General features: G+C 69.4%; 12 protein-coding genes. 9 read left to right on the top strand and 3 right to left on the bottom strand.

Annotation, left to right across the window (positions count from 1 at the left end; all coding sequences use genetic code 11):
• The first annotated feature begins 34 nt into the window (after nt 1-34).
• The 6 genes from BN1959_RS09130 to BN1959_RS09155 all read left to right on the top strand — a co-directional run bounded on the left by BN1959_RS09130 (nt 35) and on the right by BN1959_RS09155 (nt 6,384).
• Nucleotides 35-1,222, top strand: coding sequence for an MFS transporter (locus BN1959_RS09130; protein WP_053948368.1), 1,188 nt, complete (start codon nt 35-37; stop codon nt 1,220-1,222).
• A 58-nt stretch (nt 1,223-1,280) separates the two neighbouring features.
• Nucleotides 1,281-2,738 carry an MATE family efflux transporter gene (locus BN1959_RS09135; protein WP_053948369.1) on the top strand — a complete coding sequence of 486 codons (1,458 nt, stop codon included), beginning with the start codon at nt 1,281-1,283 and terminating at the stop codon, nt 2,736-2,738.
• Nucleotides 2,739-2,797: 59 nt separating this feature from the next.
• Nucleotides 2,798-4,357, top strand: coding sequence for an amidohydrolase (locus tag BN1959_RS09140; RefSeq protein WP_053948370.1), 1,560 nt, complete (start codon nt 2,798-2,800; stop codon nt 4,355-4,357).
• A gap of 2 nt (nt 4,358-4,359) precedes the next feature.
• Nucleotides 4,360-5,013 carry a cyclase family protein gene (locus BN1959_RS09145; RefSeq protein ID WP_053949360.1) on the top strand — a complete coding sequence of 218 codons (654 nt, stop codon included), beginning with the start codon at nt 4,360-4,362 and terminating at the stop codon, nt 5,011-5,013.
• A gap of 53 nt (nt 5,014-5,066) precedes the next feature.
• Entirely contained in the window at nt 5,067-5,900 is an 834-nt protein-coding gene (locus tag BN1959_RS09150) for a rhodanese-like domain-containing protein (protein ID WP_053948371.1), read from the top strand.
• 214 nt (nt 5,901-6,114) lie between these two features.
• On the top strand, nt 6,115-6,384 hold the full coding sequence (locus BN1959_RS09155) for a winged helix-turn-helix transcriptional regulator (protein WP_079978744.1): 270 nt from the start codon (nt 6,115-6,117) through the stop codon (nt 6,382-6,384).
• Between the two features lie 158 nt (nt 6,385-6,542).
• Here BN1959_RS09155 and BN1959_RS09160 read toward each other — a convergent pair whose 3' ends face one another.
• Nucleotides 6,543-6,875: a hypothetical protein gene (locus tag BN1959_RS09160; protein ID WP_053948372.1), complete on the bottom strand. Its 333-nt coding sequence runs from the start codon at nt 6,873-6,875 to the stop codon at nt 6,543-6,545.
• Nucleotides 6,868-7,680, bottom strand: a complete 813-nt coding sequence (locus tag BN1959_RS09165) for a ParA family protein (protein ID WP_053948373.1) — start codon at nt 7,678-7,680, stop codon at nt 6,868-6,870. The genes BN1959_RS09160 and BN1959_RS09165 overlap by 8 nt, the downstream gene beginning before the upstream one ends.
• Nucleotides 7,681-8,071: 391 nt before the next feature.
• On the opposite strand from BN1959_RS09165, the gene BN1959_RS09170 reads away from it, so the two are divergent.
• The 3 genes from BN1959_RS09170 (at nt 8,072) to BN1959_RS09180 (ending at nt 12,425) form a co-directional block, all read left to right on the top strand.
• Nucleotides 8,072-9,403 (top strand): sodium:calcium antiporter, encoded by a 1,332-nt coding sequence (locus BN1959_RS09170; RefSeq protein WP_053948374.1) that lies wholly within the window; start codon nt 8,072-8,074, stop codon nt 9,401-9,403.
• 209 nt (nt 9,404-9,612) lie between these two features.
• Entirely contained in the window at nt 9,613-11,727 is a 2,115-nt protein-coding gene (locus BN1959_RS09175) for a S9 family peptidase (RefSeq protein WP_053948375.1), read from the top strand.
• Between the two features lie 329 nt (nt 11,728-12,056).
• Complete coding sequence (locus tag BN1959_RS09180) at nt 12,057-12,425, top strand: hypothetical protein (RefSeq protein WP_053948376.1); 369 nt, start codon at nt 12,057-12,059, stop codon at nt 12,423-12,425.
• On the opposite strand, the gene BN1959_RS09185 is transcribed toward BN1959_RS09180, so the two are convergent.
• Nucleotides 12,398-13,408 carry a Cdc6/Cdc18 family protein gene (locus BN1959_RS09185; protein WP_053948377.1) on the bottom strand — a complete coding sequence of 337 codons (1,011 nt, stop codon included), beginning with the start codon at nt 13,406-13,408 and terminating at the stop codon, nt 12,398-12,400. The genes BN1959_RS09180 and BN1959_RS09185 overlap by 28 nt on opposite strands.
• Nucleotides 13,409-13,418 lie beyond the last annotated feature (10 nt).

The following is a 13,418-nucleotide window of genomic DNA, read 5'->3' on the forward strand; positions in this document are numbered from 1 at the left end:
GGGCTTTTGCTGCTGGCGCTGCCCGGTTCGACCGATGCCATCGGCCGCCGTCGCGCGTTACTACGCGTACAAGGCAACGAAAGCGGTCGAGCTCTACCGGCCGATCATGTACCTCTACTTCGCGAGCGCCGGGCTCTCCTTCTTCCAGATCACGGTGCTCGAAGCCGCCTACAACGTGACGACGGTGCTGGGGGAGATCCCCACGGGCTACCTCGGTGACTGGCTCGGCCGGCGCAACGGGCTGATCGTCGGCACGTCCACGATCGCACTCACGCTGCTGGGGCTCGGACTGGCCGGGGGACTCGACGAATCGCTGACGTTCCCCGCCTTCCTCGGGCTGTACGTCTGCTGGTCGCTGGGCTACACGTTCCGCTCGGGCACGGAGGACGCGTGGCTCTACGACTCGCTGGTCGGCGACGGCCGCTCCTTCTCGGATCTGCGGGGCCGCGGCGAGTCGTTCGCGCTCGCGGCGGGCGTCGTCGCCGCGGTCGTCGGCGGCTACCTCGCGTCGGCCGACCTCGCCTACCCCTTCTACGCGGCGGCGGCAGTGACGGGCGTCGGCGCTCTGATTCTGCTGACCGTCGACGACGACGGCGACGATCCCGCCGACCGGACCACGCTGTCGGCCAGCCTCGACGCGGTGCGGGCGGCGTTTGCCGACCGGCGGCTCCGCTCGTTCCTCGTGCTCTACTACGTGCTGTTCGCGGCGGCGACGTATCTCGCGTTCATCTTCCTCCAGCCTCGGATCGAGACCGTCGCCGCGGGCTACGGGTTGGGCGACGTGGAGACGCTGTTGGGGTGGTACTACGGCGCGATCAGCCTCGTGGCCGCGGCGGTCACGTACCGGGCGGAGTGGATCCGATCGACTGTGGGGCTTCGCTCGTGGTTCCTCGTCGTCCCGCTCGCGGTGGGGCTGCTGCTCGTCGGCCAGTGGGTGCTGCCGGTGTCTGCGTTCATCGCGTTCGTGCTCGTGCGGGGGCTCTCGGAGGCGACCAGGGTGTTCGCGAGCCAGTACGTCAACGACAGGATCGATGCCGTCGGGCGTGCGACGGCGCTGAGCGCGATGTCGATGGTGAGCGGGCTGGCCGTCGTCCCGTTCCAGCTCGGCAGCGGGCTGCTCTCCGACGCTGTCTCCCCGGGCGTCGCCCTCGCCGCGGCGGGCGCGGTGCTGTTCGTCGGGAGCGTCGTCGTCCACCTCCTCAGCGTGCCCGTCGACGAGTAGGAGCGAAGCTGGCGGGATTGGTAAGCCTCTTCGCGGTCCGGGAAGAACGCCGGAACGAGTGTCCCGCACTGCAGACGTCCTCCGGCTGCCCATCCTCTACATCGGGCTGGCGCTGGCACGCTTCGGCCTGATCGACCGCGAGCGGGCGATCGAGACTGCCGATCTGGCGTGGCCCCGCATCGTCACCGGCGTCGCCCGGATGTCGAAAAACGCCGCCGACGTGGCGATGGTCGGCGCGGTACTCGGCGCCGACGCGATCGCCGGCGTCGGGGTGGCGGGCCCGTTCTGGGGACTCGCGTTCGCGATCGGCGGCGGCGTCGCCGGCGGGACGATCGCGCTGGTCTCCCAGCGCTACGGCGCGGACGCCTACGAGAAGCTCGGGCTGGCGGTCCGCTCCAGCACGCTGCTGGTGATCGTCGTCTCGCTCCCCGTGACGCTCACGTTCTGGCTGGTGCCCGAGCAGTTGGTCAGGCTGATCAACAGCGACCCGACCCAGATCGACTACGCCGCACGCTACCTCCGGGTCGTCGGGCTGGGCATCCCCTTCGCGGGGCTGAACCTCGTGGGGAGCCGCGTGCTCGTCGGCGCCGACGACGCCTACACCGCGATGCAGGTCCGGGCCGGCGGCGCGGTCGTCAACGTCGTCCTCAACGCCGTGTTCATCGTCGTCCTCGGCTGGGGCGTCGAGGGTGCGGCGCTGGGCACCGTGCTCTCGAACGTGTTCGCGGTGACCGCGTTCGCGCTCGGGCTCTCGCGTGGGGCGATCCCCGGCTTCGGCGACTTCCCCGTCGAGATCGACCCTGTCGGGACGTACGTCGACCCCGGGACGCTGCGCGATCTGGTCCGGATCGGCACCCCCGTCGGCGCGCGCAACCTCGTCTGGACCGCCGCGGAGTTCCCGATGCTCGCCTTCCTCGGGAACTACCGCGACGGCACGCTCGCGGCCTTTGTCGTCGCACGACGCATCTGGGGGATCATGAACACGCCCGGCTGGGGGTTCGGCCTCGCGGCCTCCAGCCTCTCCGGGCAGGCGCTCGGACAGGGGAAGGAGGCGCTCGCGGAGGCGTACGGCCGTGACATCATCCGCTTCTCGGTCGCGACGTACGCGGTCTCGGCGGCGATCACTGCGGCCTTCGCCGGGCCGCTGGTGAGCCTGTTCATCAACAGCGACTCCCCGCCCGCGACCGAACCGATCGCTGTCAGCCTGATCTACGCGGCCTGTGTCGCGCTGCTGTTCCGGGGAATCTCGGGCTCCTCGATCGGCCCGCTGGACGCCAGCGGCGACACCCGCGTCCCGTTCCTGAGCCAGTTCCTCGGGATGTTCTGCTGTTCGATCCCGCTGGTCTACCTCGGCTCGGTGACCGCGCTGGGCATCTGGGGCGTGTATCTCGCGTTCATGGCAGAGACGATCGTCCCCGCGGCGATCAACTACTGGCGGTTCAACAGCGGGAAGTGGAAGGAGATCAGCCGCGACATCCGGCCCGAGCAGGACGACCCGGCGACGACGGTCGACTGACTCCCCGGAGCCATTGGCGGCGTGAGAACGCTTAACTCCGAGCCACCCCCCGCGCCGGTATGTCCGAACTCCTGTTGTGTGGCGGCACCGTCCACACGCTCGACGACGATCGACGGGTCGCCGACAGCGTCCTGTTCCGCGACGGTCGCGTGGCCGCAGTCGGCGACACCGCGACGGTCGAGGAGGCCGCGACCGATGCCGAGACGATCGATCTTGCTGGACGGACTGTTCTCCCGGGGTTCAACGACGCCCACACCCACGTGTTCTCGGTTGGGATCGGCCTGCTGGAGACCGACCTCTCGGCAGCCGACGACCGCGGGGAAGCGCTGGCGCTGCTGGCCGAGAATGCGGAGTCGACGCCGGCCGGGGAGTGGGTGCTCGGCTTCCAGTACGACGAGAGCACCTGGCCCGCGGGCGGGCGCGACTACCTCACGAAGGCCGAACTCGACGCGGTCTCCGAGGAGCACCCGATCGTCGCGGTCCGCGTCGACGGCCACTCGGCGACGCTCAACAGCCGCGCGCTCGAAGCAGTCGACTTCGCCGGCGTCGAACACGACGTGCGAACCGAGAGCGGCGAGCCGACCGGCCGAGTCGTCGAGGACGCCACGGGCCGCGTGCGGGCGGCCTCCTACCCGGACGTGCCGAAAGCCCGCGAGGCGCTGGACGCCGCAATCGATCGCTACCACGAACTCGGCGTCACGTCGATCCAGACCGTCGCGGGGCTGACCCGCGTCCGAGACCACGGCTACGTCCAGCAGGAGGCGCTGTTCGCCCACTGGCGCGACGACGACCTCGACCTCCGGACGACGTTCTACGTGCCGCAGTGGCAGGCGGCGTCGCTGTCGGACCTGGAGATCGCCTCGGGGTTCGGCGACGACTGGCTGCGCGTCGGCGGGCTGAAGACGTTCTCCGACGGCTCGATCGGCTCCGAGACCGCCAAGACCCACCGCGAGTACGCCGGCGGCGGCCACGGGGAGATGGTGAACGACCGCGAGCAGCTCCGGGAGTGGTTCGCCCGCGCCGCGCGCACGAACCAGCAGATCGCGACCCACGCGATCGGTGGCGCGGCGATCGACGTGGTGATCGACGAGTACGAGCGTGCCCTCGAATCGTACGACGAGGAGTTCGACCCGCGGCTCCGGATCGAGCACGCCGAACTCGCGACCGACGAGGCGATCGATCGCATGGCCGACCTCGGCATCGTCGCGTCGATGCAGCCCAACTTCCTCCAGTGGAACGGCGCGGACGGGCTGTACGAGAACCGCCTCGGGAGCGACGTACGCCCCGAGAACAACCGCTACCGCGACGTGCTCGACGCCGGCGTCCCGCTGGCCTTTGGCAGCGACAAGATGCCGCCCGGACCGCTGTACGGGATGAGCTTCGCCGTCGAGTCTCCCTACGAGAGCCAGCGGCTCACCGTCGACGAGGCGCTCGTTGCCTCCACGCGCGGCGCCGCCTACGCGGAGTTCCAAGCGGACGAGAAAGGCGTCCTCGAACCGGGGCGCTTCGCCGACGCGGTCGTGCTCGATTCCGACCCCTACGAGAACGCCGACTCGTTCGAGGAGATCGGCGTCGAACTGACGGTGCTCGACGGCGACGTGGTGTACGACGGCCGATGACGATGCAGGACCTCACCCACCCCATCGAGTCCGGGATGCCCGTCTACCCCGGCGACCCCGCGGTCAGCGTCGACGCCGCGGACACGTTCGCGGCCGACGGCTGCCGGGTCAGCGAACTCACCTGCGGGAGCCACGCGGGCACGCACGTCGACGCGCCATCTCACACCGAGAAGGACGGCGACACGCTCGGTTCCTACCCCGTCTCGGCGTTCGTCCGCGACGCCGTGGTCGTCGACTGCACCGACCTCGACGCGCGGGAGCCGATCCCCGCCGGCCGCGTGCCGGATCCGGCCGGCGCGGACTGTGCGGTGTTCCGGACCGGCTGGGACCGTCACTGGGAGTGCGAGCGCTACCGCGACCACCCCTACCTCTCGGTGGCCGCCGCCGAGCGCTGTGCCGACCGCGGGCTCGCCGTCGCGATCGACGCGTTCAGCCCGGATCCGACGCCGCCGGCCGAGGGAGAGATGCACCTCGACGGCCGCGATCCCTTCGGCGCCCACCACGCGCTGCTCGGGGCGGGCGTGCTGGTGTTCGAGAATCTCACGAACCTCGGTAGCGTCTCCGAGCGCTTCGAGCTCCGGGCCCAGCCGATCGCACTGGGCGGCGACGGCGCGCCGGTCCGAGCGGTGGCGGTCGATGGAGCGGACCGAGAGTAGCGCGGGAGGGAGCCGAGCGAAAGCGGTTTCGGCGTCGGCGTCGAATCTCGAACATGGATCGACGCGAGTTCCTCGCTACGCTCGGGGCGGCGTCGACGGTCGCCGTCGCGGGCTGTTCCTCCGACGACGCCGGAGAGACCGGCGGCGCGCCGTTCGAACACCCCGGTAGCATCGACGAGACGATGGTCGCGAACGGCGACTACCCCGACGACGGTGATCCGACCGACGGGCGCCCGCCGGCGTTCCCGGACCCACCCGAGTCGCCGGGCGTCGACCCCGACGCACTGGAGACGCTGACGGTCAACGACGAGGCGGTCCGGCTGCTCCCGATCGAATCGGCCCGGGCGTGGTACCTGCGTGCCGAGGCCCGGTTCGTCGACGCACGCGGGCTGAGACAGTACACGCGCTCACACCTCTACGGCAGCGTGCTCTCGCCGGCGCAGCAGGGCTCGACCGGCGGCGGCATCGACGGCTGGCCGACCGACGCGCGCATCGTCGCCTACTGTGGCTGCCCGCACCACCTCTCCTCGCTCCGGGCCGCCGGGCTCCAGAAGGCCGGTTACGAGGACGTGTACGTCATCGACGAGGGGTTCCGCGAGTGGTCAGATCATGGCTACCCGATGGCCGGCACGGCGTTCGGCGAGAGTGACGACGCGGCGCTCTCTGAGTGGCGGATCGACGGCGAGGTCGCCGCGGAGTACGCGGGTGAGTACGCTTGGGCGTCGGTCGATCGACAGTACGAGGCCGCCCCGATCGGCGACGACGGCCGCTTCTCGATCCACCTGCGCTTCGCCGGCGTCGACGCCGACACCGAGGTTCGGGTCTCGACGCCGGCGTTCACCCGCACGCGACCGCTGGGCGAGCTCGCGGAGAGCACGGTCCGCTGACGCCGCCGGTCTCGTACCGGGCGTCCGGTAACACTGATGTCACCGACTTACCTCAGGGTCAAGAACTGCTTAAGGGTCGCGCGCGCATACGGGCATCCGTGCGCGAGAATATTGTTCGATCTATCGGTACCGACGCCCCGCCGGCGCGCGGGCGCCCGGCGACAACCACCCGCAGCGTGGGGCGACAGTGAGCGACGTCGCCACCGAGGCCGAGATGGCCGACCTGCCCCCCAGCGCGAAGCTGGTCCACCTCGTCCTCCAAGAGAACGACCGCATGACCCAGAGCCAGGTCACCGAGGAGACCCAGCTCGCCGGCCGCACCGTGCGCGACGCGCTCGGCCGCCTCGAGGACGCCGGGCTGGTGACCGAGGAGATCTGCTTGAAGGACGCCCGCAAGCGAGTGTACACCGCGAACAGCCCCGAGTCCGGCGAGGTCGACCACGCCGAATCCGACGCCCCCGAAGGCGCCGCGACGGGCGACTAGCGACGCATTCTGCCAGTCGACGCTGGATCGCCCCCGGTTGCTGAAAGCGTTCTGTCCACTCGGGGAACCGACCGACGGCACCGTGACTGGCGAGTCCGTTCTCGATGGCGTGGAGAGCGTTGCCGGACGACGGCCAGCGCTGTTCGAGTTAGTCGGCGTCAGTCCTGCTCGCGTTCGTCGAGAATCCGCTCGACGATCTCGTCGGCGTGCTCGGCCAGCACGCGGACGGCAGCGTCGTGGAACTCGCGGCCGGTCACGTCGCGGATCCCGTGTTCCCGGCGGAGCAGGCTCTCCACCTCGAACTCGGCGTCCTCGAGCAGTTCCAGCGTCTCCGGCCGGACGTAGATGCTCTTTGCGGTGGTCACGTCGAACTCAAAGGCAGGTCCAGCGCCGGACTCCTCGGCGTCGTCAGCGTCCGCCGGCTCCTCGGGCTCGGCGTCGGTCTCCTCGTCGGCATCGGAGAGACCGGCGAAGCGGTTGTCGTCAGGCATTCTCCTCCACGGTCTCGGCGAGTTTGTCGAGTCTGTCGAGCATGTCGTTGTCGGGGTCGTACTCCCGGAGCGTCTGGCCGTCGCGCCACGCGCGGCTGAACGCGATGCGGTGGCGGATCCCCGGCCCCGGGGAGTCGGGGTCGTCGAACTCGGCGGACCGGCAGAACTCGGGCAGGTGCTCCGCGAACGGCGAGTTCTCTAGGTCCTCGATGATGCGTCGCTCCTCGTTGTTGCCCGTGAGATCGTTCGGGACGATCGCGAGCAGCTCCAGATCCACCTCGTTGCGGATGGGGACGATCTGCTGGTCCCACATACGCTCGAAGCCGCTGACGCTGGGTTCGCTCATCAGCAGCGGGACGATCACGTTGCCGGCGCCGATCAGCGCGGCATCGGACAGCGGCCCCAAGCTCGGCGGCGAGTCGACGACGACGTAGTCGTACGTCTCCTCGAGCAGCGGTTCGACGATCCGGCGGCGCACCCAGAGCATCCCGAACGTGGAGTTCCGAACGCGGTCGGCGATCTCGTCGAGGTCGACGTGGGCGGGGAACACGTCGAACCCATCCCGCTCGACGACCACCTCGCTCGCGTCGACGGGATCGTCGTCGGTCAGCACGTCGCCGACGTGGGGGCTCGCCCGCTCGTACTCCTCCTTGAGGCCGACGCCCTCCGTGGCGTTGCCCTGCTGATCGAGGTCGACCAGCAGCACGTCGTGGCCACGGACCGCGAGCGCGTCCGCGAGATTGATCGCGACGGTGGTCTTTCCCACACCCCCCTTCTGAAGCGAGACGGCCACGGCGCCACCCATCAGGCTGCCACCCCGCGATCCGACCCGGGTGGACGGCTCTCGCGCTCGCCCGCCCGTGCGGTCGCTGCGTCCCGAATCATACGTTCGGGGATCCGCCGCGGAGTACTTAAGAGTTCTCACGATGCGTGAACCGCCGATACTCCGAGAGCAGTCTAGAATTCTCAAAATTTTCGAAAATTTCGAATAGTGTAAGTCGTTCCGCCATCACATCGTTCGTTTTCGCCCAATACCCACGATATCCCGGCGTTGTACCCCCGATACCGCGTGAATTCGCCCGTGAGCGGGATCGTGGCCGAACAGCCGCCAGCGGCCCCGAGACTGCGAAAAACCGCCGTGGCTTCGGTATCCTGTGATTTTTATCAACTCCGGTGCTCGCTCCGTCCAGACCCGAATGAACACGAGAAAGCTTGGAATGCTCGTCGTCGCAACGGTACTCACCCTCCCGTGGCTGGGCGGGTGGCTGAGCGGGGCGGCCGGCGGTCTGGCAGCCCTCCCGACCGTCGCCGTCGCCGGCGTCGGCATCCTCGGCGCCTCGTTCCTGCTGACGTGGGGCGCCGAGACCGCCGAGAAAGACGTGCCACGGGCGTTCGCGATCGCGGTGCTCGCAGTGCTCGCGGTCGCGCCGGAGTACGCCGTCGACGCGCTGTACGCGTGGCAGGCCGGCGTGCAGGCCGGCACGCCTGCCGGCGCCGAGGCCGGCAACCTCGCGGTCGCGAACATGACCGGCGCGAACCGCATCCTGATCGGTATCGGCTGGGCCGGCGTCGCGCTGTACACGGTGTTCCGCTCGGGCGCCGACGAGGACCCCGCCGTGAAGGATCGTAGCGGCTTCCTCAAAGACGCCGTCTCGCTCGACCGCGACATCAGCCTCGAAATCGCGTTCCTGCTGGCCGCGACCGCGTGGGCGTTCCTCGTCCCGCTCGGCCCCGGGATCGACATCTTCGACATGGCGTTCCTCGTCGGGTTGTACATCCTCTACATCGGGGTCGTACTCCGCGGTGAGCCCGAAGAGCACGCCGAACACGTCGGCGTCCCGGCGATGCTGGGGAGGATCCCCAACCCGTATCGGGCGCTGACGGTGATCACGCTGTTCGCGTTCTCGGGCATGATCATCTTCACCGCCGTCGAGCCGTTCGCCCACAGCCTCGAACTGCTGGGCGAGGACATCGGCATCCCCTCCTTCTTCATGATCCAGTGGATCGCGCCGCTGGCTTCGGAGTCGCCGGAGCTCATCGTCGTCGTCGTGCTGGTCCGGAAGGCCCGCTCGACCGCGGGGTTCAACGCGCTGATCTCCTCGAAGCTGAACCAGTGGACCCTGCTGATCGGGACGCTGGTGATCGTCCACTCGATCGCGCTGGGCGAGTACGGCGCGCTGGCGTTCGACGCGAAGCAGGAGGCCGAGATCTGGATCACCGCGGCGCAGTCGCTGTTCGCGCTCGCGCTGATCATCAACTTCGAGATCGACGTGCGGGAGGCGGTCGGGCTGTTCCTCCTGTTCATCTCGCAGGTGGTGCTCGAGTTCCTCGCGCTCCGGGAGATTGTCCACCTTCCGGTCACGGAGATCCAGCTGCTACACCTGTTCACTGCGACGTACATCCTGCTCGCACTCGGGCTGTTCGCCGCCCGCCGCGAGGCACTGGTCCAGCTCGTCCACGACACGCGCGGGATCATCGAGAGCGCCGTCCACGGCGAGCCCGAGGAGAACCCCGTGGCGGACGACTGAGGTGCGGCGACTGTCAGCCACACCTCTGTAACGGGGAACTGATCGTCACGGCACGCGGTCAGCCGTGGCGGGCGAGTGATCGTCACGGCACGCGGTCAGCCGTGGCGGGCGAGTGATCTCGCCGACGACTTTCTGCCGGTGAAGCCGACCGAAGCCGTAGGAACGGCCGCGGGGCGTACGTTTTTGATGCCGCCACGCCCATCGGAGCCATGGACGAACTGTCCCCGGAGCGGTTCTACGATTTCTCGATCGCGACCGGCGCCACCGTTTCCCCCGACGGGGAGCGGGTGGCGTTCCTGGTCAGCGAGTTCGACGCCGAGGAGGACGACCGCCACACGTCGCTGTTCGTCGCACCGACCGACGGCTCCGCCGATCCCTACCGGCTCACCCGCGCCTCCAGCGCGTCCTCGCCGCAGTGGTCGCCCGACGGCGACCGCCTCGCGTTCGTCGCGGCCCGCGAGACCGACGCCGGCGTCGCCGTCGAGAACGGGGCGGAGGAAGGCGCGGACGACGAGGAGGAGAACGGCGGCCCGGTGGGCGAGGGACCGAAACCGCAGGTCTGGTCGTTCGACATGGAGCGCGGCGGCGACGCCCGCCAGCTCACCGACCGCGACTACGGCGTCGCGGAGTTCGACTGGGGCCCGGACGGCGAGCGCCTCGTGATCGCCGCCCGCGATCCCACCGAGGAGGACGAGGAGTACCTGCAGCAGCGCAACGAGGACGGGCCGATCGAGATCGACCGACTCCAGCACAAAGGCGACGGTGCGGGCTGGATGGACGAGGTGTCCAGCTACCTGTTCGTCGTCGACGCCGACAGCCGCGAGACGGTCCGGCTCGACAACGCCTACGACGACGAGGAAAAGGGCGACCGCCGGGGGCTCCAGCCCGCGTGGTCGCCCGACGGCGACCGGATCGCGTTCGTCGCCCAGCACGAGGAAGACCCCGACGACACCCACGTCCGGAACGTCTACACGATCCGCCCGGACGGCACGGGGTACCAGCAGCTGACTGACGCCGGAATGCGCGTCCAGCAGCCGCGATGGTCGCCCGACGGGAGCCGGATCGCCGTCGGCGGCGGTGACCCGTACAACTGGTACAAGCCGACCGAGGCGTACGTGCTCGACGTGGAGAGCGGCGATTTTCGGTCGGTCTCGGAGTCGCTCGACCGCACGATCGCGTTCGGCGGCAACCCCCACTGGCTCGACGACGACACGCTCGTCGGCCTGTTCGGCGACGAGGGGAACACCCGGATGGTCCGCCTCGACGCCGAGGAAGACGATCCCGAGCGTGTGTTCGTCGCGCAGGGCCGGAGCAGATCCGTCTCGGGGCTCTCGGTCTCGGCGGACGGCGACACGCTCGCGTTCCGAATGGCCGATCCCACGGCGGGCGCCGACATCTACGCGATGGGGCGTGAGGGGCTCGACGTTGACGGGAGCGAAGCTCCCGTTCGCCAACCGGAAACGGGGACCGTTTCCGGTGACGCGGAGAAGGGCGCCGATGCCGACGAGGCGGGACTTGCACGCGTCAGCGAGGTCAACGCCGATCTGGTCGACGAACACCACGACTGCGTGCGCGTCTCCTGGGAGAACTCCGACGGCGTCACTATCCACGGGCTGGCGTACCTCCCGCCGGGATTCGATCCGGAGGATCCCGACCCGCGTCCGGTGGTCTCCTCGGTCCACGGCGGGCCGATGTCGTACGACTCGCCGGCGTTCGGCTTCGATCAACTGTTCTGGACGAGCAACGACTACATCGTCCTCCGAACCAACTACCGCGGCTCGACCTCCTACGGGCAGGAGTTCGCCGAGCGACTGCGCGGGACTCGGGGTGACAAGGAGGTCGACGACGTGGTCACGGGCGTCGAACACCTCGTCGAGGAGGGGTGGGCCGACGAGGACCGACTCTACCTCACCGGCTTCTCCTACGGCGGCGTCACCACCGCCGCGACGGTGACGAAGTCCGACGTCTTCGCCGCTGCGGCGGCCGAGCACGGCATCTACGACTTCTACGCCACGTTCGGCACCGACGACAACCACCTCTGGCACGAGGACGAGTTCGGCCTACCGTGGGAGAACGTCGACACGTACCGCGAGATCTCCTCGATCACCGACGTCGGCGGCGTCGACACGCCGCTTCTGGTCACCGCCGGCGAGAACGACTGGCGCTGCCCGCCGACGCAGGCCGAACAGCTGTTCGTCTCGGTGCGAAAGCAGGGCGTCGACTCGCGGCTGGTGATCTACCCCGACGAACACCACAACATCGGCGATCCCGACCGCGCGATCCACCGGCTCGAGGAGCTGGAGCGCTGGTTCGCCGAGCACTGAGCCGCGCTAGTCGACGGCGTCCGGAACGCGAACGGAACCATCCGTTCTCCCTTCTGTCGGTCGGTTTCACACCATCACGAACCGAACGGAACCACCCGAAGAGGCTTCATTGCGATACCGAACCGAGAGGGCGTATGGCGACCCATCGACCGACTGGTACGCACAAAGGCCGAGAACACGTACAGGAGTCGAACGGGAAGAGGAGCAGTGACCCAGGAGGAGATCGGCGACGACGCGTCCGCCGTGGCGCAGTACCGGCGCGTCGGCGGCGGGGGCAGTCGCGGACCATCGGCGCTCGGGACGACCGCTCAGCACGGGGGAGCCGACCCGTGCGACGACGAGCCGAACGGGACGCCCGCGTCCCGCCGGTTGTCCGGGCGCTCGCGCGACTGTTCGGGATCGAACCGCCGCGCGGGCTGGGTCGACTGCTCGGCACGTCCACGAACGGTTCGACCAGCGCGATCGCGACTGGCGCGCTGCTCTGGATCGCACTCTACGCGGGCTGGCACGCCGGCGTCGTCGATGCCGAGGCGGCGATCTGGCTCTCCGCGGGCGCCGTCGTCGCCGCGCTCCACACTTTGGGGCTGGACCGTCGAGACAGTGTCCGGCCGCGGAATCGGACCGAGCATCGGCGCCGGCGTGACCGAGCGACATCTCGGGAAGCGGCGCCTCAGGCGTCCTGCGAAGCGAGCCGGTAGCGCTTCCCCCGAGCGCCGCGCTCGGTCTCGATCAGGTTGTAGTGTTCCAGCTTCGGCAGGTGGCTCTTCCGAAGCGCGCGGAGCGTGATGGGGTCGGCGTGGGCCCGCTCGTACCGCTCGTACAGCTCCTTCTGGATCAGCGGGCCCTCGTCCTCGATACACTCGTACAGCACGCGCTGGTGGTCGTTGAGCTTCGAGATAGTCTTCTGGCGGACCTCGGCCTCGGCGTCGAAGACGGCGTCCTCGACGAGCCGCGACGGGATCGCCGACAGCCCCTCCCGCTCGCTCTTGCGGGCGGCCACGCGGAGCGCGGTGATCGCCTGCCGGGCGTCACCGTCGACGCGTTCGGCGATGCGTTTCAGCGTCTCGCGCTCGACGGTACCGGCTTCCAGACCCTGTGCGGCCCGACGGTCGAGGATTTCCGTGACCGTCTCGACGGTGTAGCGGTCGAACTGCACGCGATAGCCCACGGAGACGCGGGAGTGGACGCGCTCGTCGAGCCGCGCGAGCAGGTCCACCTCGCGGTTCGCGATGCAGATCCACGCCAGGCCGGGCACCGAGTGGAGGTCGTACAGCGTGTTCGGCTCCTGGAGCTGGTCGACCTCGTCGAGCACGACGACGCTTGGCCCGTCGAGGCCGGTCTGGAGCGCGTCGATCAGGTCACGAGTCGCCGCGTTCTTCGGGACCACGGCGTCGACGAGTTCGTTCGCCGCGCGTTCGAGCACGCTGCGCCGCGTGTAGTCCGTCCAGCAGTTGACGTAGGCGGTCGGCACGTCGAGCACCTCGCGGCGGAGCGCCCGAACGGCGGCGCGGGCGACGGTGGTCTTGCCGGCGCCGCTTGGGCCGAACAGGAAGCAGTTCTCGGCGCGTGCGCCGTGCTCGACGGGCGCGAGCGCGTCGGTCACCTCGTTCATCTGGCTGTTGCGCCCGACGATCTCCCGGGGGAGATGCTCGTCTTCGAAGACCGTCCCGTCTCGCAGCATCTACCCGGAT

This window comes from Halolamina sediminis, assembly GCF_001282785.1.
Taxonomy (GTDB): domain Archaea; phylum Halobacteriota; class Halobacteria; order Halobacteriales; family Haloferacaceae; genus Halolamina; species Halolamina sediminis.